Raw genomic sequence first — 22,596 nt, forward strand, 5'->3', positions numbered from 1 at the left:
GAAATAACCGAACAAATATTCGTTTATTTCTTGTAATTTAGGATAGAAACCTGTATAGTATGAATTAAGATAAATTTGAGAAGATATCTCGAATAGGAGGCCAGACATTGAATAATGAACGTCAAAAAGCGCTAGATACTGTAATTAAGAATATGGAGAAATCGTTTGGTAAGGGTGCGGTTATGAAGTTAGGCGATAACAAAGCGCGCCGAGTTTCAAGTGTATCAAGCGGTTCTGTTACATTAGATAATGCCTTAGGAGTAGGCGGATACCCTAAAGGAAGAATTGTAGAAATTTACGGACCAGAAAGTTCTGGTAAAACAACAGTTGCATTGCATGCGATTGCTGAAGTACAAAAACAAGGCGGCATTGCAGCATTTATTGATGCTGAGCACGCGTTAGATCCTGTATATGCAGAAGCATTAGGTGTAGATATCAATAACTTATACCTTTCACAACCTGACCATGGGGAACAAGGTTTAGAAATTGCAGAAGCATTTGTGCGTAGTGGTGCAGTAGATATTATTGTTGTCGACTCAGTTGCAGCATTAACACCCAAAGCTGAAATTGAAGGTGAAATGGGAGATACACACGTTGGTTTACAAGCTCGTTTAATGTCACAAGCTTTACGTAAACTTTCAGGTGCTATTTCTAAATCAAACTGTACAGCGATTTTCATCAACCAAATCCGTGAAAAAGTCGGCGTAATGTTCGGTAACCCTGAAACAACGCCAGGTGGACGTGCATTGAAGTTCTACAGCTCAGTACGTTTAGAAGTACGTCGTGCAGAACAATTAAAACAAGGCCAAGAAATTGTAGGTAACCGTACTAAAATTAAAGTAGTTAAAAACAAAGTTGCGCCACCATTCAGAGTAGCAGAAGTTGATATTATGTACGGACAAGGTATTTCTAAAGAAGGCGAATTAATCGACTTAGGTGTTGAACATGATATCGTTGATAAATCAGGTGCTTGGTATTCTTACAATGGCGACCGTATGGGTCAAGGTAAAGAAAACGTTAAGAATTACTTGAAAGAACATCCTGATGTTAAAGCAGACATCGATCAAAAATTACGTCAAAAACTTGGTATTTTTGATGGAGATGTTGAAGAGAAAGAAGAAAAAGAAGCAGAAAAAAATAGTGAAAATGCATCTTTATTTGAAGAAGAATAGTATCTATTTTATAAACCTGGAAATAGCTTCCAGGTTTTTCTTTTTGCGGTGTAATTATGAAGGTTATGTAAACTATTAACCTTGACACTTCTCATGTTAAAAAAGTACAATTGGTATGTATGATTCTTATATAACTTCATATAATCATATTGAAATTGATATACAAATAAACAAAATCCTAGAAAAAGGAGGTGTTTGTGTGAATTTATTAACCCTCCTACTCATTTTGCTGGGTTGTATTCTAGGAGTTGTTGTAGGGTATATAGTTGCCCAAAAAGTTTTGCACGATAAACAAGTGCAAGCAAAACAAACTGCAGATGATATTATCAATCAGGCGAACAAAGAAGCAGAGAATCTCAAGAAAGAGAGATTACTTGAGGCGAAAGAAGAAAATCAACGTTTAAAAGAACAAACAGAAAATGAACTTCGAGAAATACGTGGAAATCTTCAAAAACAAGAGACCCGCCTTCTTCAAAAAGAAGATAACTTAGAGCGTAAGTCTGATCTATTAGACAAAAAAGATGAGATTTTAGAGCAAAAAGAATCGAAAATTGAAGAAAAACAACAACAAGTAGATGCAAAAGAGAGTAGTGTTCAATCCATAATAATGAAGCACGAACAAGAATTAGAACGCATCTCCGGTCTCACACGTGATGAAGCTATCAAAGAACAGTTTCAACGTGTTGAAGAAGAACTGTCACAAGATATTGCAGTACTTGTTAAAGAAAAGGAAAATGAAGCGAAAGAAAAAGTTGATAAAACCGCAAAAGAACTGTTGGCAACAACGGTTCAACGCTTAGCTGCTGAACATACTTCAGAGTCAACAGTATCGGTAGTCAACTTACCGAATGATGAAATGAAAGGTCGTATTATTGGCCGTGAAGGTCGAAACATTCGTACTTTAGAAACATTGACGGGTATCGATTTAATTATAGATGATACACCAGAAGCGGTTATATTATCAGGCTTCGATCCTATTCGACGAGAAATTGCACGCACAGCTTTAGTCAACCTTGTTTCAGACGGTCGGATTCATCCGGGTCGTATCGAAGACATGGTAGAAAAAGCACGTAAAGAAGTAGATGATATTATCCGAGATGCTGGTGAACAAGCTACATTTGAAATTAACGTTCATAACATGCATCCAGACCTAGTTAAAATACTCGGTCGACTTAAATTCAGAACAAGTTATGGCCAAAATGTCTTAAAACACTCAATCGAAGTTGCACATTTATCAGGAATGCTTGCAGCTGAACTTGGTGAAGACGTGACATTGGCAAAACGTGCTGGTTTGTTACATGACGTTGGTAAAGCGATTGATCATGAAGTAGAAGGCAGCCATGTCGAAATTGGTGTAGAACTTGCGAAGAAATATCATGAAAACGAAACAGTTATTAATGCGATTCATTCCCACCACGGGGATGTTGAACCAACATCTATTATCTCTATCCTAGTTGCTGCAGCAGATGCTTTATCAGCAGCGCGTCCAGGTGCTCGTAAAGAGACACTTGAAAATTATATCCGAAGATTAGAACGCTTAGAAGCACTATCTGAAGGTTATGAAGGCGTAGAAAAAGCATTTGCGATTCAAGCAGGTCGTGAAATCCGTGTGATTGTATCACCAGATGACATCGATGACTTGAAAGCACATCGCCTAGCAAGAGATATTAAAAAACAAATAGAAGATGAATTACAGTATCCAGGACATATCAAAGTGACAGTTGTTCGTGAGACGAGAGCAATTGAATATGCAAAATAATTTTTGAAACCAACAGAACCTTGGGCTAGAGATAGCTCAAGGTTCTTTTATATACAAATAAACTATCCCTTCAGCTTTTGAATGAGCTCAAGGGATAGTTTCATTTAATTCATATTAAATTTATATATGCAGCATACTTAGAGTCGCAAAAGTTAATGCGGATAATATAATAGATGCGATTACAATTGCTATTAATGGTTTGCCGGCACGATCTTTAATATCTTTTAAGGCAACATTCAAGCCTAATCCAACCATTGCCATTATGATGAGTAATGTTGCTAAGAAATTTAATACTGCCATTAAAGGTTCTGGCAATGGTAAATACGTATTAATCAATGCAGCAATAATAAAACCAAATAAGAAATATGGAATTTCTATTTTAGCTTTTTGTGCACTATGTTGTGATTTGTATTTCATGATTGCGAGTAAAATCAAACTGACTGGAATCAATAGAAATACACGTCCGAGTTTTGCGAGTAGTCCGATTTTAAGTGAAGCTTCTCCCGCAAATCCAGCAGCTAATACGACATGCGCAATTTCATGTAAACTACTGCCTGACCATGCACCGTATAATTGTGGCGCAATATTAAAGATAGAAGTAATTACAGTGTAGGCCAATGAAAAGAGTGTTCCGATTAATGCGATAATGCCCACACTTAATGCTGTGTCTTTCTCTTTCGCTTTTAGAATTGAAGAAGTTGCGGCAATAGCAGCTGCACCGCAAATTCCTGTTCCGATTCCTAATAGAAGACCGATATCACGATCACCTTTAAGCCATTTGTTTAATAAGAAAATAAAACCGATACTAAAAATAACTACACCGATATCCACGAGTAATAATGTACGTCCTTGTGTAATGATTTCGTTAATATTTAATTTAAGACCATACAAGACAATCGCAAATTTCAAAAGCTTTTTCGCTGAAAATTCAATGCCAGGTCTAAGTGTTTCCGGATATCCTTTAATATGTCGATAAACAATCGCAAATAAGATCGCAATAGTCAATGCACCTACATTTGCGAGAATCGGCAACTTCGCTAACAACATACTGATGAGTGCGATAACCAGAGTAAAGAGTATCCCTAGTATGAAAGGTTTTTGTCTAAATGTTGTCATAGTCATGCCTCCTTAAAATTAAGGTTATCATTGGCTGACTATAACGTTAAATAAATATTTGGTATAGCGCTCATAACAAATTTGTTATAATAGTGAAAAGTCAAAGAGTCGGGGGACGTACAATGGATCCTTTTAAAGTATTAATTGAAGTCGTAAAAACGAGAAGCTACACGAAAGCAGCACAAAACTTATATACCTCGCAACCTTCAATCAGCCGAGATATTAAACGCTTAGAAAGTGACTATGACGTGAAGGTATTTGAATTTAAACATTCGAACATGCGACTCACAACTGATGGTGAAACTTTATTTCGATATGCGATACAAAAACAGCGACTTGAAGATCGTTTGAGAAAAGATTTAAAACAAGCACCTCATACAATTTCAGGAGAACTAACCATTGGCAGCAGTTACACTTACGGAGAATATCGATTGTCTGAACATCTCGCAGACTTGGCTCTAAAATATCCTAAATTACACATTCATGCGAGATTAGATAACTCAGAACATATTATTGAACATCTTAAACATAATAGTATCGATGTAGGTATTGTAGAAAAAGAAATTCAAGACAATGCGTTAAATAAAATTAAAATTGAACATGATGAGTTAGTTTTAATTCGTAGAAAAGGGCAAGTGTTTGAACAAGCTTCAACGTTTTATATTAGAGAAAGAGGCTCAGGTACGCGTGCATACCAAGAGAAGGGAATTGAGAAACTAGGCTTAGATGATATCTTTTTAGTTGAAATGAATAATACCACACTGATTAAAAATATGGTGCGAAGTGGTATGGGAATATCTATTGTTTCCTCTTCAGCGCTGACTCCTTATGATCATCAATATTTAAGCGTAGTACCTGTAGATATACAACGTGATTTTTATTTGTTTACACATAAGAATAAATACATTGATGATAATCTAAGCTTATTGATAGAACATTTGAAGAAGCAATAAAAAGTTGAACATAAAAAAGAAGTTAAGCATATTTTGCTTAACTTCTCGTGTTTCATGTGTCAGTGTATATCACTGCATTGCTTTTATTTTTATAATCGTTGTCTTTATTTAGATAAAAGTAAATCTGTTTGTTTTACTTCTTTAAGTACTTCGCATGTATCTAAAGCGTTTGAAGATAATTGTGCGTATCTTTCAGCTAAACGATAAGCATTAACATAAAGTTCTAAAGCTTCTTTTGCGATATCTTCAGCATCCTCACTTTTTGACGGATTTGATTGAAGTACTAGTTCTGCGAACTTTTCGGGATCAATATTAATTGACATTGAATAACGACATCTCCTATAAATTTGATAGACAAATCATAACATACAAACACACCCTGAAAAAGTAAAACTTCTAGTCGAAAATTGACAGATTTTTTACAAATACAACAATGTGATGTATGAATGATTTAATTACTTTTACCCGCTCTACATAAAATTAAAGATGAAGTTATTAAAACTTAAAAGAATCTTTGATTTCAGAACGCGATTGATACTTTTCAATTGATGCTTTTTCCATTAAACTAACTAATATGAGAGGATGAAGGAACGTTGAGAATATTATTTATCGGCGATATCGTAGGTAAGGTAGGACGTCAGGCAATCACGACGTATCTTCCTAAATTGAAACAACATTACCGTCCGACTGCGACAATTGTGAATGCTGAAAATGCGGCACACGGCAAAGGACTGACTGAAAAAATTTATAAACAATTATTACGTGAAGGCGTAGACTTTATGACGATGGGCAATCATACGTATGGTCAGCGTCAGATTTATGAGTTTATTGATGATGCGAAACGTATGGTCAGACCTGCGAACTTCCCTGATGAAGCACCAGGTGTCGGCATGCGTTATATGCAGATTAATGACACAAAACTTGCTGTTATCAATTTGCAAGGACGCGCTTTTATGCAAGATAACGATGATCCATTTAAAAAAGCAGATGCTTTGATAAAAGAAGCACAAAAAGAAACGCCTTATATTTTTGTAGATTTTCATGCGGAAACAACATCAGAGAAAAATGCGATGGGATGGTATTTAGATGGCCGCGCAAGTGCTGTAGTTGGAACGCATACACATATTCAAACTTCAGATAATCGTATTTTACCTCAAGGTACAGGTTACATTACAGATGTCGGTATGACTGGCTTCTATGATGGTATTTTAGGTATTAATCGTGATGAAGTCATTTACCGTTTTATCTCAAGTTTACCGCAACGTCATGTTGTACCTGACGAGGGAAGAGAAGTTTTATCTGGTGTAGTTATTGATTTAGATAAAAATGGTAAAACCAAAAAGATTGAACGGATTTTAATTAACGAAGATAACCCATTCGAAATGGTCTGATAGGGTATCGTCCGTTAGTATGAATTTCACTTAAAACCACTGTTATCATAGTAATACAGTGGTTTATTTTGTTATGATGATAGATGAATTATATTACAGGAGGCAAAGCTAGGTATGAAATCACAAGTATCTTGGAAAGTAGGCGGACAACAAGGTGAAGGAATTGAATCGACTGGAGAAATCTTTGCCACAGCAATGAACCGTGAAGGGTATTATCTCTACGGATACAGACATTTCTCAAGCCGTATTAAAGGCGGACATACCAATAATAAAATCAGGGTATCAACAACACCTGTACATGCGATCAGCGATGATTTAGATATTCTAATCGCATTTGATCAAGAAACGATTGAATTAAACCATCATGAAATGCGTGATGACAGCGTAATTATTGTAGATGCAAAAGCAAAACCGTCTCGTCCTGAAAATTGTAAAGCCCAACTGATCGTACTGCCTTTTACAGATATCGCAAAAGAGCTAGGTACGAAATTAATGAAAAACATGGTCGCAATTGGTGCAACATGTGCCATTATGGATTTAGATATCAAATCTTTCGAATCTTTAATTGCGAATACATTCGGTAAAAAAGGCGAAAATATTGTAGACATGAACGTTCAAGCGTTACATGCAGGCTATGAAGCTATGAAAGAAGAAATGACAGACTTAAAAGGTGACTACCACCTTGAAGCAAGCCAGTCTGAGCCGCATTTATATATGATCGGTAACGATGCGATTGGTTTAGGTGCGATTTCAGCGGGTTCTAAATTTATGGCTGCTTATCCGATTACACCAGCATCAGAAATCATGGAATATATGATTGAAAACTTACCAAAAGTAAATGGTGCAGTTATCCAAACAGAGGATGAAATTGCGGCTGCGACAATGGCTATCGGTGCAAACTATGCAGGTGTCCGTGCATTTACAGCATCAGCAGGACCTGGCTTGTCGTTAATGATGGAATCTATCGGGTTATCAGGTATGACTGAAACACCGTTAGTGATTGTGAATACACAACGTGGCGGTCCATCAACAGGCTTACCGACAAAAGAAGAACAATCTGACTTAATGCAGATGATTTATGGTACGCATGGCGATATTCCTAAAATTGTCGTAGCACCGACAGATGCTGAAGATTCGTTCTATTTAACAGTTGAAGCTTTCAACTTAGCTGAAGAATACCAATGCCCAGTCATTATCTTAAGTGATTTACAATTAGCATTAGGTAAACAAACTGTTGAACAATTAGATTTCAGTCGTGTAGAAATTAAACGTGGCGAGTTGCTTCAAAGTGATATTGAAAGAGATGAAGATGATAAATCTTACTTCAAACGTTATGCATTAACAGCAAGCGGTGTATCACCACGACCAATTCCAGGTGTTAAAGGCGGTATTCATCATGTGACAGGTGTAGAACACAGTCCAGAAGGTAAACCTAGCGAGTCTGCACAAAACCGTCAAGAACAAATGGACAAACGTATGCGTAAGACAGAAAAGTTATTAATCAATGAACCTGTGATTGACGATCAACCGTATGATGAAGCGGATATCTTATATATTGGTTTCATTTCAACAAAAGGTGCAATTCAAGAAGGTAAAGCACGTCTTGAAGATGAAGGTATTAAAGTCAATCATTTACAAATTAAACAATTGCATCCGTTCCCTACACAAATTGTGCAAGAAGCGGTAGATAAAGCGAAAAAAGTAGTTGTTGTTGAACATAACTATCAAGGACAACTTGCGAATATATTAAAAATGAATGTGAACGTCCATCAAAAATTAATCAATCAAACGAAGTATGATGGTACACCATTCTTACCACATGAAATTGAAGAAAAAGGTTTAGAAATTGCCAAAGAAACTGAAGGAGTGGTTACAGGTGGCAACATTTAAAGATTTTAGAAATAACGTTAAGCCTAACTGGTGTCCAGGTTGCGGTGACTTCTCAGTCCAAGCAGCGATTCAAAAAGCAGCTGCAAATGTAGGCTTAGAACCAGAAGAAGTGGCATTAATTACAGGTATCGGTTGTTCAGGTCGTTTATCAGGCTATGTTAACTCATATGGTATGCACGCGATTCACGGTCGTGCTTTACCGATTGCGCAAGGTGTTAAAATGGCCAATAAAGATTTAACAGTGATTTGTTCAGGCGGTGACGGAGATGGTTATGCGATTGGTATGGGTCATACCATTCATGCATTACGTCGTAACATGAACATTACGTACATCGTTATGGATAACCAAATTTATGGTTTAACTAAAGGACAAACATCACCATCATCAGCACCTGGCTTTGTGACAAAAACTACACCAAAAGGCAACATTGAACAAAACGTCGCACCGTTAGAATTAGCATTATCATCAGGTGCAACATTTGTAGGACAAGGTTTCTCAAGTGACATCAAAGGATTGACTGCTTTAATCGAAGAAGCAATCAACCATGATGGTTTCTCATTTGTGAACGTTTTCTCACCATGTGTGACTTATAATAAAGTAAATACGTATGATTGGTTTAAAGAAAATCTTGTATCTGTTGATGAATTAGAAGATTATGATCCATCAGATAAAGGTAAAGCAACACAAGCAGTTATCAATCATGAATCATTGCTGACAGGTATTGTATATCAAGATAAAGAAACACCTTCTTATGAATCACAATTAGAAGTGATGAGCGGAGAAGCTTTAGCTAAGCAAGATATCAACATTGACCAATCACAATTTGATGAACTAACAAAACAATTTATTTAAAATACAAAATAGCCTTCATATTCTTCAAATAACGGGTATAAGTTATTGTAAGGGTATGAAGGCTTATTTATGATTCTGAAAATATATTTATATGATTATTTTGTATATCCATTAAATTGAGATTGACTAAAGTTTAAAATAAAAGTTTGGCATACCGCTTAATCAGGGTAATGTTTAAATAAGTCGCATTTAAGAGGTGTACAAAATGAAGAAAGAGATAAACGGAAATGAAACTCCTATGACACAAGAGCACTTATTAAATAAAATTGCACATAATTACTTAGAAGGACAGCAAGTAGATCCTTCAAATGAACATATAATTGAAAATGAAACACCACAAGGGTATGATGCACGCATTTATTTATTAAAAAACGAAGCCAATCGAAAACATTTAGCACACTGTATTAGAGATTATATCAATGGACATCTCGTAAAAGTGTTAGTAGACGATCATTTATTAATCGATTTTACGGAAACAGCAAATAATGATCATACCCATTTCAAAAGTTTAAATGGAGAATTAATCAAACATTTTAATCGAGCAATCAGACAAATTAAAGGTGAAATTCCTTTTGATGAAGATAATCATCCTGTGCCTCTATATGTTAGACGAATCAGTGAAGGTGGTTTTAAAGTTTTGAAACTTGATGAAATCCACCGCCTAGTCTATAAAGAAATTGATCATCGCCTCATTATTATCAGCTGTTATTACCACACTGTATGATTTCCATAAAACTAAGATAGAATATTCGATAGAAAATATAAATTTTGATACAGTAAAGTTAATGAAATAGTGAAAAGAGGTTTGAAAGATGCAAGATACATTGATGAGTATTCAAGTATTACCTAAAACCCCCAATGGTGAAGACGTTATTCCATATGTTGATGAAGCGATTTCTATTATTGAACAATCTGGATTAAAATTTAGAGTATCGCCATTAGAAACAACCGTTCAAGGCACAATGAGCGAGTGTTTGATTTTAATTCAAAATATTAATGACAGAATGGTCGAACTAGAAGTACCAAGTGTCATCAGTCAAGTGAAGTTCTATTATGTACCGACTGGTATTACAATGGAAGATTTGACCGCAAAATATGATTAATAAATATTATTTGCTAAAGCATTCCTAATTACAGGAGTGCTTTTTTGTTTTATCAAACAACCTAATTATAAAAACAATAAAAAATAGAAGCGTCATTGACACAATAGTCTGAATATTAATATAATAATTTCATATAAGCGGCATAGAGATAACAGCAAGAGGAGGAATTATATGAAGAAACGATGGTTTAAGTTAGCGATAGTTTTACTATCACTGTTATTAGTACTATCAGCATGCGGCAGCAAAAAGTCGGATTCTGATAATACTAAGGGTTCAAGCAGTACGGGCAAGAGTGACAAAAAAGGCGGTACATTAAATATTGGTACAGGTGCACCACCAGAAGGTAACTTCTCTGGTATTTTTGCATCATCAGTTACTGATTCAGGTGTTATCGGATTATTCAGTGATGGATTATTCAAAATGGATGATCATTTACAATTAGAACCAAACTTAGTGTCATGGAAAGAAATCGAACCTGCTAAGAAATATAAATTCACATTGAAAAAAGGTGTGAAATGGCAAGATGGTAATCCATTAACAATCAATGACTGGATTTTCACATTAGAAACATTAGCAAATCCTGACTACGATGGTCCACGTTATGACAACGTAGATTGTATCGAAGGGGCACAAGCGAAAAAAGAAGGTCAAGCGGATACAATTTCAGGTATCAAAAAGATTGATGACTACAATGTAGAAATCACATTCAAAGAGAAAAAAGTTAATAACTTATTGAAAATTTATGCTGGCGACTTATTGAGTGAAAAAATCTTTAAAGATATTCCAGTTAAAGATATGGCAAAATCAGACGCTGTTCGTAAACATCCAATCGGTTATGGAGCATTCAAAGTTAAAAAAATCGTAGATGGCGAATCAGTACAATTAGAGAAAAACAAAGATTACTGGAAAGGTGAACCAAAGCTCGATAAAATCAACTACAAAGTTGTAGACCAAAACGCGATGGTTAAAGCTCTTCAAAACGGTGACATCGACATGGTAGGCGAAGGTACACCACCAATGGCGAAACAAGTCAAAGACTCTAAAGCAGACAACATTAAAATATTAACAGCACCATCAACACAATACCAAATTATCGGATTTGTATTAAACAAATATGATAAAAAAGCAATGAAAGTCGGAGAACCACTTCCTAAATACCAAGATGTACGTTTAAGAAAAGCAATGGATTATGCGATCAATAAAGATGAATGGATTAAAGCATTCATGTATGGTTACGCTAAACCAACGAACTCATTAATTCCAACAAGTCACTGGGTATCTCAAGGTAATAAAGGCTTAGAAGACTATAGCTACAATGTTAAAAAAGCGAAAAAATTATTAGATGAAGCAGGATATAAAGATAGAGACGGCGATGGTTTCAGAGAAGACCCTAAAGGTAAAAAATTCGAAATCAGCTTGAAACACTATGCAGGTACAAACCCAACATTTGAACCAAGAACTGCAGCACTTAAAGGTTATTGGGAAAAAGTTGGTTTGAAAACTAAAGTCAGCATGGTTGAATTCAGTAAATATAATGCAGATTTAGAAAAATCAGACGGTAGCGTTGAAGTTTATTTCAGAGGATGGCAACAAGGGGCTGACCCAGATCCATCAGGTTTATATAAATCAAATGCATTATGGAATGAATCACGTTACAACAACCCAGAATCAGATAAATTATTAGCAGAAGCTACTGATTTTGATGTTGTAGGAAACGACAAAGAAAAACGTAAAGATATCTACTTGAAATGGCAAAAACTTTGGAATAAAGATGTTCCAGTTATCCCTCTTGTAGAACTTGAAGATATTACTTTAGTTAGCAATAAAGTTAAAAACTTTGAAGTTTCATTCAAAGGTTCTAACCCTGCAAATGAATGGACTGTAGAAAAATAATTTTGCATGAAAAGCCTCGATTATTTTCGAGGCTTTTTCTAAGCAAAAAAGGGAGTGTTGAAATTGACATCGAGGAATATTTTAGAAATAACACAATTAAAAACCAGCTTTTACATAAAGAAAGAATGGCATTCTGCAGTTAATGATATTAATTTGTCAGTTGAAGAAGGGGAGATTCTTGGGATCGTAGGTGAATCAGGATCAGGTAAATCTGTATTAAGTTTATCTGTGATGCAGTTATTACCAGAAAAAATTGCCAAGATTGAAGAAGGAGAAATCGTCTTTAAAGGTAAGCGTGTCGACAACATCAGTGAGAATGACTATAACCAACTAAGAGGTAAAGAACTCTCAATGATTTTCCAAGAACCGATGACAGCTTTAAATCCAGTATTTACAATTGGTAATCAACTTACTGAAAAAATCATGCTGCATTTGAAATTGAATAAATCAGAAGCGAGAGCCAAAGCGATTGATTTGCTTAACCAAGTAGGTATTCCGCGTGCCGCAGAAGTCATTGATAACTATCCGCATCAATTATCAGGTGGGATGAGACAGCGTGTCATGATCGCATTAGCTATTTCTTGTAGTCCTGATTTATTAATCGCTGATGAGCCTACCACTGCCTTAGACGTTACAGTACAAGCCCAAATTTTAGAGTTGTTACGAAAAATCAGAAAAGAAACGAATATGTCTATCATCTTCATTTCGCATGACTTAGCTGTTATCTCAGAACTCTGTGACCGCGTTGCCGTAATGTATGCTGGTAATATTATTGAAACTGGCACGACTAATGAAATTTTCAAATCTCCAAAACATCCTTATACACAAGCTTTAATCAGATCGATACCTAAATTAGACAGTGATGTTGAAAAATTAGAAGTCATTGAAGGTAGTGTCCCTTCACTTGTAAATATGCCGAAAGTAGGATGTAAATTCGCAAATAGATGTCCGCATGTTATGGATATCTGTAAAACTGAAAACGTCGCTTTAAAATCGATTGACGCAAAACATAAAGTCGCTTGTCATTTATATGACGAGCAATAATGGAGGAACGATATGGATAAAAAGACAATCTTAGAAGTAAATAATCTTAAGCAATATTATCCAATTAAAGGTGGATTTTTTCGTAGAACAATCGGTCAAGTTAAAGCAGTAGACGGTATCAGTTTTAAAATTAATGAAGGAGAAACAATGGGGCTTGTTGGTGAATCAGGCTGTGGTAAATCGTCAGCAGGACGCAGCATTTTAAGATTACAGACACCGACAGATGGTACTGTTTTATTCGATGGTGAGGATATCACAAAGATTCAAGGTAGAAAGTTGAGAGAAGCGAGACAAGGTTTTCAAATGGTCTTTCAAGATCCTTATGCATCATTAAACCCGCTTCAAATGGTCGGCGATATCGTCGCTGAACCGATTAAAAACTATCATAAAATATCTAAAGAAGAACTCGAAAAAGAAGTCAAAGCACTGCTTGTCAAAGTAGGTCTAAATACAGAAGACTATTACAAATATGCGCATGAATTTTCAGGGGGTCAAAGACAAAGGGTCGGTATTGCACGTGCACTCGCTCTAAAACCAAAACTTATCATTTTAGATGAACCTGTCAGTGCGTTAGATGTTTCTGTACAATCTCAAGTTTTGAACTTATTAGATGATTTGCAAGAAGAGTTTAATCTCAGCTATTTATTTATCGCCCATGACTTAAGTGTCGTAAAGCATGTGAGTGATTACATTGGAGTTATGTATCTCGGACACATTGTAGAACAAGGTCCGTCAGATGAAATTTATAACAATCCTAAACATCCGTACACACAAGCTTTGATTTCAGCTATTCCTGAAATTGATCCAGAAAAAAGAAAAGAACGTATTTTATTAACAGGTGATTTACCTTCTCCTGCCAATCCACCGACAGGGTGTCCATTCCATACCCGTTGTCCGATTGCTCAAGAAGCGTGTAAAACAACTAAGCCAAAGTATAAAGAAGTCAGTCAAAATCATTTCGCAGCATGCTTATTGATTGAGGAAGAGGTGGAAAAATGATTCAGTTAATTGTTCGTCGTTTATTATTGATGATTCCGTTATTATTCTTAATTTCAATCGTTATCTTCGGTATTGCGAAAATGCAGCCGGGTGATGCTTTTACAGGATCTGTAACGTCAACTGATAGTTCAGCATCTAAATATATTGAACAGCAAAGAAAAAAATTAGGCTATGACCAGCCGATTCATGTGCAATATATGAAATGGGCTGAAAAAATCGCTCAAGGTGATTTAGGTGAATCTGTACGATTCAAACGTCCAGTTTTAGATTTAATTAAAGAAAGAATGCCAAACACAATTACACTAGGTACATTAAGTTTGATATTTACTTATATTTTAGCGTTTCCGCTTGGTATTGTTTCAGGACGGAAACCGTACTCACCTTTAGATTATTCTATACAAATCGCGAACTATTTCTTACTCGCGTTACCTTCATTTGTAGCGGGTGTGTTCGCAATTTATTTATTTGCTTTCCAATTAAACTGGTTCCCATTCCAAGGCTCAGTGACGATTGGTTTGGAAGAAGGTACATTCCCGTACTATATGAGTAAAATTTATCATGCCTTATTGCCTGCATTAATTCTAGGTATTATGTCGACAGCAGGTTACGTACAATTCTTAAGAAATGATATTATCGAAAATTCACGTAAAGACTATGTCAGAACAGCACGTTCAAATGGTATTTCAGAAAACAAAATTTACAACAAACATATTTTAAGAAACTCAGTCATTCCGATTGTGACATTCTTCGGTGGAGATGTGTTATCTATCTTCGGTGGGGCTGTAATTACTGAAACGATTTTCTCTTATCCTGGTATCGGTAAATTATTAATTGAAGCAATCAGCGGTAAAGACTATCCATTAATGATGGCATTACTTTTATTCTTTGCATTTTTAGGACTATTAGCGAACTTAATATCCGACATCACATACAGTATTGTAGACCCTAGAATTAAGAGCAACTAAGGAGGAGAAAACATGTCTAAAAAATCAAAAAAGAAACATGAAAGTTATTCACCGCTGAGAACAGCCATGATTCACTTCACACATAATAAATTAGCAATGACAGCGCTGATTACATTAATTGCGATATTTGTGATTTCAATGTTATCTCCACTGCTTGCGCCGTACGATCCAAACTTACAAAATTTGGTTTATATTAAAGGGGATATGTCACCAGAACACTGGTTAGGCACAGATGCCGGTGGACGTGATATTTTAAGTCGTCTGCTTTATTCTGGTCGTGTCTCTATGGTCTTTGGGATTGTGACAACTGCCGGAATTTTAATCATCGGTTTGATTGTCGGAATGATTTCAGGTTACTATGGCGGCAAAGTAGATACCATTTTAATGCGTTTTACTGAGTTTGTTATGTTGTTCCCATTCATTCCATTCGCAATCGTATTAAATGCGACATTCAGTGACAAAATCAAAAATCCATATGGCTCAGCATTTATTTTAGCTGCCGTAATCATTACTTTATCATGGGTTGGGATTGCCAGATTAACACGTGGTAAAGTCATGCAGGAAAAAGAAAATGAATATTTCTTAGCGGCTGTTTCAATTGGAACACCTGTTTATAAAATTATGTTAAAACACTTACTTCCAAATATTTTAAGTGTCATCATTGTACAAGCAACATTATTATTTGCGGTACAAATCGTGGCAGAAGCTGGTTTGAGTTTCCTTGGTTTCGGTATTGCGAAAACAACACCGACATGGGGGAATATGTTATCGGATGCGCAAGAAGCGGATGTATTAAGCAGTAAACCATGGATTTGGATGCCATCAGCGATGATTATTACGATTACAATTTTATGTATCAACTTCGTGGGTGAAGGATTAAAAGATGCTTTGAACCCTAAATCTAAACACTAATCAAAGAGTCGGTCACATTGACCGGCTTTTTCTTATGAGAACAAGAATCATTTTGCACTTTTATGATAAACCATATATAATGTAATAATGATAAATCGGGGATATAGAAAGGATTTTGCGAAGTGAATGAAGAACAAAGAAAAGCAGGTTCTTTAGACGTCATTGCTCAACGAAATAAAAAAGAAAAAGATTATAGTCAGTACTTCGAAACAGTGTATCAACCTCCTAGTTTAAAAGAAGCCAAAAAACGCGGTAAAGAAGAAGTAAAATATAATCGTGATTTCCAAATAGATGAAAAGTTTAAAGATATGGGTAAAGGCCGTACGTTCTTTATTAAAACATACGGTTGTCAAATGAACGCACATGACACAGAAGTAATGGCAGGTATTTTTGAGGCACTTGGTTATACGTTAGCAGACGACATGTTGAAAGCGGATGTTATTTTACTGAATACTTGTGCAATCCGTGAGAATGCGGAGAATAAAGTGTTCAGTGAAATCGGTAATTTAAAACATTTAAAACGTGATCGTCCAGATTGCTTAATCGGCGTTTGCGGTTGTATGTCACAAGAAGAATCAGTTGTAAATAAAATCTTAAAATCATTCCAAAATGTGGACATGATTTTCGGTACGCATAATATTCATAAGTTGCCTGAAATTTTAGAAGAAGCTTATTTATCTAAAGCAATGGTCATTGATGTATGGTCAAAAGAAGGCGATGTTATTGAAAACTTGCCTAAAGTACGTGATGACTATTTCAAAGCTTGGGTCAATATTATGTACGGTTGTGACAAGTTCTGTACATATTGTATTGTTCCGTTTACACGTGGTAAAGAACGTAGCCGTAGACCAGAAGATATTATTGAAGAAGTACGTGATTTAGCACGTCAAGGTTATAAAGAGATTACATTATTAGGACAAAATGTTAACTCATATGGTAAGGACTTACAAGATATTGAATATGGTTTAGGCGATTTATTTGAAGATATCGCTAAAATTGATATTCCACGTGTTCGCTTCACAACAAGTCATCCATGGGACTTCACAGACCACATGATTGAAGTTATTGCCAAAGGCGGCAATATTGTTCCACATATTCATTTACCGGTACAATCTGGTAATGATGCCGTACTTAAAATTATGGGACGCAAATATACACGTGAAAGTTATTTAGATTTAGTAAATCGTATCAAAGCAGCAATTCCAGATGTTGCGTTAACGACAGATATCATTGTCGGTTATCCAAATGAAACTGAAGAACAATTTGAAGAGACTTTATCACTATATGATGAAGTTGAATTCGAACATGCGTATACGTACCTTTATTCACAACGTGATGGTACACCAGCAGCACGTATGAAAGATAACGTGGCAACTGAAGTGAAGAAAGAACGTTTACAACGTTTGAATAAAAAAGTCGGTTATTATTCAGAACGTACCTTAAAAGCATACGAAGGTGAAGTGGTCACTGTACTATGTGAAGGCAGCAGTAAAAAAGATGAAAATGTTTTAGCAGGTTATACTGAGAAAAACAAACTTGTCAATTTCAGAGGACCTAAAGAAGCAATAGGTCAATTAGTGAAAGTGAAAATTGATGAAGCGAAACAATATTCTTTAAACGGTACATTCTTAAATATTGTGGAAGCTGAAGCGGTTGAAGCATAATGTACGATAAAGCAGAGATTATCGCTAAGGCACAAGCACTCAGTGATCAAATAAAAGCTTTAGAAACCGTTAAAGAATATCAAAAAGTTGAACAACAAATACATCGTAATCATCATATCGATGCGTGGATGGCTGATTTGAAACAACGACAAAAGCAATCAGTCAATTTGCAGAACTATGGCAAAATGGAAGCTTTCAAGCGTAGTGAAGCAGAGATTGCGGAGATTCAACAAAAAATCAATGCGTTGCCGATTGTGACAGAGTTTCGTGATGCCCAAGCAGATGCGAATGATTTATTGCAGATGATGATTAATACGATGGCTGATCAGTTAAATGCAGCGCACCACAAGCAGTAACTTTAAATTATAAGTGAAAGGGCGTTTTTTATTGTGAATGTAAGAAAACTTACACTGACTTCAATGTTTATCGCCATTAATGTGGTTTTAAGCAGTTTGATTGTTATCCCTATTGGACCGATTAAAGCAGCACCGATTCAGCATATGATTAATGTGCTATGTGCTGTATTTGTAGGACCGTGGTTTGGATTGGCACAAGCCTTTCTATCTTCTGTAATTAGAATGATGTTCGGCACAGGATCAGCTTTTGCGTTTCCTGGCAGTATGATTGGTGTATTGTTGGCAAGTGCACTTTACCGCTACCGTAAACATTTATTTATGGCAGCTATCGGTGAAGTCATCGGTACAGGATTAATCGGAAGTTTTATGTGTATTCCATTAGCATTCGTACTCGGTTTACAACATTTTGCGATTAAACCTTTAATGGCAGCCTTTATTACTTCAAGTGCTGTCGGTGCTTTTATCAGCTATGTTGTATTAATGATATTATTTAAAAAAGGCAAACTCTCTCGTTGGTTGCCTAAAGATTAATAAATAAGACCCCATTCGTTTCTTAAATGAAGTGAATGGGGTCATTGTTATATCTTCTGGTTTTTATAACTAAATATTGTTTTAGTTATAGAATGAAAATACTAGTAAGCTGTTAGAAGCTCATACATGAAATAACTATATGTGGTCAATTAGTACTATTTTTGATCACGTAACTGGATATACTGATCAATATAGTTTGAAAATGCACCATCTACACCTGCATTCAGCAATGCTTGCATCTCTGGTTGTGTATTTACTGTATATGGATGAACAAGTAAGTCGTGACGATGTGCTTTGTCGACATTTTGTGGTGTCGCATCATGATACTCAGGGCCGACACCTTGTGCATAAGATGAAATAAAGTCTAGTTGTTGATCAGTATAAGCGGATAATTGACCAATATCTGTTAGTTGAATAAGCGGAATATGGCTATTTAAGCGTTGCATCTTCAGTAAGCTTTCTTGTGAGAAGCTTTGAATCACAACTTGTCCGTTTTTTAGTTTTGCAGGAGTTAATAAGCCATGTTGATTCAGTGTTTGAAGTAATTTTTCTTCCATACCTGGATACACATCTGGTGACTTTGTCTCGATATAATAATTAGTATCTTGACCATAACGATTTAAAATCTCGTCAAGCGTCGGAATTTTTGCGCCTTCATATTCAGGTTTCGCATATTGTGGATTTTCAACGTTAAACCAAGTACCGACATCCATTTGTTTCAGTTGTTCTGTCGTATAATTTTTGACGGGACCATGGAATTTTCCACCAGTTGTACGATCTACCGTTTCATCATGCATCGCGATAAGATTGCCGTCTTTAGTCATCTGTAAATCTAATTCAATATAGTCTGCGTTAAGTTCATGTTTCGCTTTGTCATATGCGAAGAAAGTATGTTCAGGTGCATAACCACTCGCGCCACGATGTGCAATTGAAACATTTTGATTTAAGATGTTATGCGGATGATTCGACATGTTTTTTGTAGACTGATTATGCGCATTTGAAGCTGGACCGATAGTGTCAGTGTTCGCATAAGTTACCTGGGAAGTTGCGAGAAGTGCAGTAGAAATCATGAGAGTAGAAAAAATAGTTGATTTAATTTTCATATGTATTCATGCTCCTTTGTTTAAGATATTTTCATGATAGCTTAAGATTTAAGGAGAATTGCACATATTTACTATAAGTTTATAAAAGTTAACTATGGTTTTATGATTTATTATTATTTTTTAAATTAGATTAAAATTACAGTGTAAAGACGATACTCGTTTGTGAGAACATAATTTGTTAAAATAGATGAGTTAAGACAAGTGAAAAGAATATGAATTTCCTATACAATCACTTATAATGATTAAACCTAAAATTAGAAGGAATGATTGAAAATCATGACAAATGTAACGCCGATGATGCAGCAATATTTAAAAATTAAATCACAATATCAAGACTGCTTACTGTTTTTCAGACTAGGCGATTTTTATGAAATGTTTTATGAAGATGCTAAAGTCGCATCGAAAGTGTTAGAAATCACGTTGACGAAGCGTGATGCGAAAAAAGAAAATCCGATACCCATGTGCGGGGTGCCGTATCATTCAGCAGAAAGCTATATCGAAACTTTAATTGATAACGGCTATAAAGTGGCCATTTGTGAACAAATGGAAGATCCGAAGGTTACAAAAGGCATGGTACGCCGTGAAGTCATCCGCGTCGTTACACCTGGTACGATTATGAACCAGGGCGGTGTTGATGAGAAACAAAACAACTATATTTTAAGCTTCGTCAGAGAAAATGGTGACATTGCGTTAAGTTATTGCGATGTTTCTACGGGTGAATTAAAAGTGACACACTTTAAAGATGAAAGTATGTTGCTGAATGAAATCACAACGATTAATCCAAATGAAATTGTGACAGCAGAAACAGTAGAAGAAAACTTAAAACAACAAATGTCGCTTGCGACTGAAACGTTGACTGTTGTAGATGATATCACGAATCAAGACTATCCAGTGAATCAAGTAGAAGATGACCTGATGCATCGTGCTGTACAAGTCTTATTAGATTATATTCATCACACACAAAAACGAAACTTAGATCATATTGAAGATGTCAAAGTGTACGAAGCAGTAGACTTTATGAAAATGGATTATTATGCGAAACGTAATTTAGAGTTAACAGAAAGTATCCGTTTGAAGTCTAAAAAAGGTACTTTATTATGGCTGATGGATGAAACGAAAACTCCGATGGGAGCACGTCGTTTAAAACAATGGATAGATCGGCCATTAATTTATAAACAAGCTATTAATGAACGTTTAGATGCAGTGTCTCAATTGATAGACCGCTTCATCGAACGTGATACACTCCGTAATTACTTAAACCAAGTCTATGATATTGAACGCCTTGTAGGACGTGTCAGTTATGGTAACGTCAATGCACGTGATTTAATCCAATTGAAGCACTCAATATCTGAAATTCCGAATATCAAAGCTTTACTAGATGAATTTGACCAACAGCTGCCAGAACAATTCAGACAGTTAGAGCCTTTAGATGATTTACTCGATTTATTAGAACAAAGTATCGTGGAAGAGCCTCCGATTTCTGTAAAAGATGGTGGTTTATTTAAACAAGGCTTCAATGAACAGCTTGATGAATATTTAGAAGCGTCAATTAATGGGAAACAATGGCTTGCGCAACTTCAAGCAAAAGAACGAGAACGTACTGGCATCCGCTCATTAAAAATCAGCTTCAACAAAGTATTCGGTTACTTTATCGAAATTACGCGTGCGAATCTAAAAGACTTTGAACCTGCTGATTATGGCTATACACGTAAACAAACTTTATCGAATGCGGAACGTTTTATTACTGACGAATTAAAAGAAAAAGAAGATTTGATTTTAGGCGCAGAAGATAAAGCGGTTGAATTAGAGTATCAATTATTTGTGAAATTGAGAGAAGCAGTTAAAACTTATACTGAACGTCTTCAAAAACAAGCAAAATTAATTTCAGAAATTGACTGTCTTCAAAGTTTTGCGGAAATCGCGCAAAAATATAACTACGTCAGACCTGAGTTCAGTGAAGATAAAACATTGAACTTAGTCGATTCACGCCATCCAGTGGTAGAACGTGTGATGGATTATAATGATTATGTACCTAATGATTGTTACTTAGATGACGAACAATTTATTTACTTAATTACTGGACCGAATATGTCAGGTAAATCAACATATATGCGTCAAATTGCGATTATCAGTATTATGGCGCAAATGGGGGCATATGTTCCATGTGGTGAAGCAGTTTTACCGATTTTTGATCAAATCTTTACGCGTATCGGTGCAGCGGATGATTTAGTTTCAGGTAAAAGTACGTTCATGGTAGAAATGTTAGAAGCACAAAAAGCTTTAACTTATGCGACTGAAGACAGCTTGATTATCTTCGATGAAATCGGTCGTGGTACTTCTACATTTGATGGTTTAGCACTCGCTCAAGCCATGATTGAATATGTAGCACAAACGTCTCATGCGAAGACTTTATTCTCTACTCATTACCACGAGCTGACAACATTAGATCAATCGTTACCATGTCTTAAAAATGTACATGTCGCAGCAAATGAATATCAAGGCGAATTGATTTTCCTGCATAAAGTCAAAGAGGGTGCAGTAGATGACAGTTATGGTATTCAAGTTGCGAAATTAGCAGACTTACCTGATGAAGTGATTGACCGTGCACAAGTGATTTTAGATGCCTTTGAAGCAAAAGATAAACCACAGCCGCATATTCCGACGAATGAAACATCAGAAATGCAGGTGGCTGAAAGCACAGAAGAAACAAAACAGTCTAAAGGAAATGAAGCAGAGTTCTTCCAAGGTACCTTTGACTTATTTGATAGTGCGCCGAAAGAAAGTGCGATAGAAGCGGAATTGAAACAACTTAATATTTCTAATATGACACCGCTTGAAGCATTGATTAAATTAAACGAATTACAAAATCAATTAAAATAGAGGTGACGAATC

General features: G+C 35.7%; 20 protein-coding genes. 17 read left to right on the forward strand and 3 right to left on the reverse strand.

Annotated elements, in window-relative coordinates; all coding sequences use genetic code 11:
• Window positions 1–107: 107 nt before the first annotated feature.
• Together recA and rny are read left to right on the forward strand one after the other, a co-directional pair.
• Entirely contained in the window at window positions 108–1,172 is a 1,065-nt protein-coding gene (gene recA / locus KRR19_RS05445) for a recombinase RecA (RefSeq protein ID WP_002480731.1), read from the forward strand.
• Window positions 1,173–1,371: 199 nt separating this feature from the next.
• Window positions 1,372–2,931 carry a ribonuclease Y gene (rny, locus tag KRR19_RS05450; RefSeq protein ID WP_002480732.1) on the forward strand — a complete coding sequence of 520 codons (1,560 nt, stop codon included), beginning with the start codon at window positions 1,372–1,374 and terminating at the stop codon, window positions 2,929–2,931.
• 120 nt (window positions 2,932–3,051) lie between these two features.
• Here the strand turns inward: rny and KRR19_RS05455 are convergent, their stop codons facing one another.
• A complete protein-coding gene (locus KRR19_RS05455) occupies window positions 3,052–4,047 on the reverse strand; it encodes a YeiH family protein (RefSeq protein WP_023015671.1) in 996 nt (331 codons plus the stop codon).
• A 122-nt stretch (window positions 4,048–4,169) separates the two neighbouring features.
• Between KRR19_RS05455 and KRR19_RS05460 the strand changes: the two genes are divergently transcribed.
• Window positions 4,170–5,000, forward strand: coding sequence for a LysR family transcriptional regulator (locus tag KRR19_RS05460; RefSeq protein ID WP_002480734.1), 831 nt, complete (start codon window positions 4,170–4,172; stop codon window positions 4,998–5,000).
• A 104-nt stretch (window positions 5,001–5,104) separates the two neighbouring features.
• Here KRR19_RS05460 and KRR19_RS05465 read toward each other — a convergent pair whose 3' ends face one another.
• Window positions 5,105–5,323: a hypothetical protein gene (locus tag KRR19_RS05465; protein ID WP_002480735.1), complete on the reverse strand. Its 219-nt coding sequence runs from the start codon at window positions 5,321–5,323 to the stop codon at window positions 5,105–5,107.
• Window positions 5,324–5,593: 270 nt separating this feature from the next.
• On the opposite strand from KRR19_RS05465, the gene KRR19_RS05470 reads away from it, so the two are divergent.
• The 13 genes from KRR19_RS05470 (at window position 5,594) to thiW (ending at window position 18,601) form a co-directional block, all read left to right on the forward strand.
• The gene (locus KRR19_RS05470) at window positions 5,594–6,391 is read left to right on the forward strand and encodes a TIGR00282 family metallophosphoesterase (protein WP_216733522.1); all 798 of its coding nucleotides are present in this window, start codon (window positions 5,594–5,596) and stop codon (window positions 6,389–6,391) included.
• A 114-nt stretch (window positions 6,392–6,505) separates the two neighbouring features.
• Entirely contained in the window at window positions 6,506–8,281 is a 1,776-nt protein-coding gene (locus KRR19_RS05475; RefSeq protein ID WP_057509838.1) for a 2-oxoacid:acceptor oxidoreductase subunit alpha, read from the forward strand.
• Entirely contained in the window at window positions 8,268–9,134 is an 867-nt protein-coding gene (locus KRR19_RS05480) for a 2-oxoacid:ferredoxin oxidoreductase subunit beta (RefSeq protein WP_002480738.1), read from the forward strand. The genes KRR19_RS05475 and KRR19_RS05480 overlap by 14 nt, the downstream gene beginning before the upstream one ends.
• Before the next feature lie 205 nt (window positions 9,135–9,339).
• Window positions 9,340–9,858, forward strand: coding sequence for a type II toxin-antitoxin system YoeB family toxin (locus KRR19_RS05485; RefSeq protein ID WP_002480739.1), 519 nt, complete (start codon window positions 9,340–9,342; stop codon window positions 9,856–9,858).
• Window positions 9,859–9,946: 88 nt separating this feature from the next.
• Window positions 9,947–10,237 carry a thiamine-binding protein gene (locus KRR19_RS05490; RefSeq protein ID WP_002480740.1) on the forward strand — a complete coding sequence of 97 codons (291 nt, stop codon included), beginning with the start codon at window positions 9,947–9,949 and terminating at the stop codon, window positions 10,235–10,237.
• Window positions 10,238–10,408: 171 nt separating this feature from the next.
• The gene (gene opp4A / locus KRR19_RS05495; protein WP_105966882.1) at window positions 10,409–12,130 is read left to right on the forward strand and encodes an oligopeptide ABC transporter substrate-binding protein; all 1,722 of its coding nucleotides are present in this window, start codon (window positions 10,409–10,411) and stop codon (window positions 12,128–12,130) included.
• Between the two features lie 63 nt (window positions 12,131–12,193).
• Complete coding sequence (locus KRR19_RS05500) at window positions 12,194–13,174, forward strand: ABC transporter ATP-binding protein (protein ID WP_082709446.1); 981 nt, start codon at window positions 12,194–12,196, stop codon at window positions 13,172–13,174.
• 12 nt (window positions 13,175–13,186) lie between these two features.
• Window positions 13,187–14,173 carry an ABC transporter ATP-binding protein gene (locus KRR19_RS05505; protein WP_023015664.1) on the forward strand — a complete coding sequence of 329 codons (987 nt, stop codon included), beginning with the start codon at window positions 13,187–13,189 and terminating at the stop codon, window positions 14,171–14,173.
• Window positions 14,170–15,138, forward strand: coding sequence for an oligopeptide ABC transporter permease (gene opp4B, locus KRR19_RS05510; protein ID WP_002480744.1), 969 nt, complete (start codon window positions 14,170–14,172; stop codon window positions 15,136–15,138). The genes KRR19_RS05505 and opp4B overlap by 4 nt, the downstream gene beginning before the upstream one ends.
• 12 nt (window positions 15,139–15,150) lie before the next feature.
• Entirely contained in the window at window positions 15,151–16,050 is a 900-nt protein-coding gene (opp4C, locus tag KRR19_RS05515) for an oligopeptide ABC transporter permease (RefSeq protein WP_156666416.1), read from the forward strand.
• A 122-nt stretch (window positions 16,051–16,172) separates the two neighbouring features.
• Window positions 16,173–17,714: a tRNA (N6-isopentenyl adenosine(37)-C2)-methylthiotransferase MiaB gene (miaB, locus tag KRR19_RS05520; protein WP_216733524.1), complete on the forward strand. Its 1,542-nt coding sequence runs from the start codon at window positions 16,173–16,175 to the stop codon at window positions 17,712–17,714.
• Window positions 17,714–18,070, forward strand: a complete 357-nt coding sequence (locus KRR19_RS05525) for a YlbF/YmcA family competence regulator (RefSeq protein WP_002480747.1) — start codon at window positions 17,714–17,716, stop codon at window positions 18,068–18,070. Before miaB ends, KRR19_RS05525 begins: the two co-directional genes overlap by 1 nt.
• A gap of 33 nt (window positions 18,071–18,103) precedes the next feature.
• On the forward strand, window positions 18,104–18,601 hold the full coding sequence (gene thiW, locus KRR19_RS05530) for an energy coupling factor transporter S component ThiW (RefSeq protein WP_002480748.1): 498 nt from the start codon (window positions 18,104–18,106) through the stop codon (window positions 18,599–18,601).
• Between the two features lie 155 nt (window positions 18,602–18,756).
• Here thiW and KRR19_RS05535 read toward each other — a convergent pair whose 3' ends face one another.
• Complete coding sequence (locus KRR19_RS05535; protein ID WP_156666415.1) at window positions 18,757–19,704, reverse strand: glycerophosphodiester phosphodiesterase; 948 nt, start codon at window positions 19,702–19,704, stop codon at window positions 18,757–18,759.
• A gap of 276 nt (window positions 19,705–19,980) precedes the next feature.
• Here KRR19_RS05535 and mutS point away from each other — a divergent pair, with 276 nt between their 5' ends.
• Window positions 19,981–22,584: a DNA mismatch repair protein MutS gene (mutS, locus tag KRR19_RS05540; protein WP_070848280.1), complete on the forward strand. Its 2,604-nt coding sequence runs from the start codon at window positions 19,981–19,983 to the stop codon at window positions 22,582–22,584.
• Window positions 22,585–22,596 lie beyond the last annotated feature (12 nt).

This window comes from Staphylococcus sp. CWZ226 (assembly GCF_018986355.1).
Classification (GTDB): domain Bacteria; phylum Bacillota; class Bacilli; order Staphylococcales; family Staphylococcaceae; genus Staphylococcus; species Staphylococcus simulans.

Coding starts and splice junctions, on each gene's coding strand:
- KRR19_RS05455 (WP_023015671.1), bottom strand. CDS start 4,047: ATGACAACATTTAGACAAAAACCTTTCATACTAGGGATACTCTTTACT.
- KRR19_RS05490 (WP_002480740.1), top strand. CDS start 9,947: ATGCAAGATACATTGATGAGTATTCAAGTATTACCTAAAACCCCCAAT.
- KRR19_RS05535 (WP_156666415.1), bottom strand. CDS start 19,704: ATGAAAATTAAATCAACTATTTTTTCTACTCTCATGATTTCTACTGCA.
- KRR19_RS05465 (WP_002480735.1), bottom strand. CDS start 5,323: ATGTCAATTAATATTGATCCCGAAAAGTTCGCAGAACTAGTACTTCAA.
- KRR19_RS05485 (WP_002480739.1), top strand. CDS start 9,340: ATGAAGAAAGAGATAAACGGAAATGAAACTCCTATGACACAAGAGCAC.
- KRR19_RS05460 (WP_002480734.1), top strand. CDS start 4,170: ATGGATCCTTTTAAAGTATTAATTGAAGTCGTAAAAACGAGAAGCTAC.
- KRR19_RS05525 (WP_002480747.1), top strand. CDS start 17,714: ATGTACGATAAAGCAGAGATTATCGCTAAGGCACAAGCACTCAGTGAT.
- opp4B (WP_002480744.1), top strand. CDS start 14,170: ATGATTCAGTTAATTGTTCGTCGTTTATTATTGATGATTCCGTTATTA.
- KRR19_RS05475 (WP_057509838.1), top strand. CDS start 6,506: ATGAAATCACAAGTATCTTGGAAAGTAGGCGGACAACAAGGTGAAGGA.
- mutS (WP_070848280.1), top strand. CDS start 19,981: ATGACAAATGTAACGCCGATGATGCAGCAATATTTAAAAATTAAATCA.
- KRR19_RS05505 (WP_023015664.1), top strand. CDS start 13,187: ATGGATAAAAAGACAATCTTAGAAGTAAATAATCTTAAGCAATATTAT.
- opp4C (WP_156666416.1), top strand. CDS start 15,151: ATGTCTAAAAAATCAAAAAAGAAACATGAAAGTTATTCACCGCTGAGA.
- opp4A (WP_105966882.1), top strand. CDS start 10,409: ATGAAGAAACGATGGTTTAAGTTAGCGATAGTTTTACTATCACTGTTA.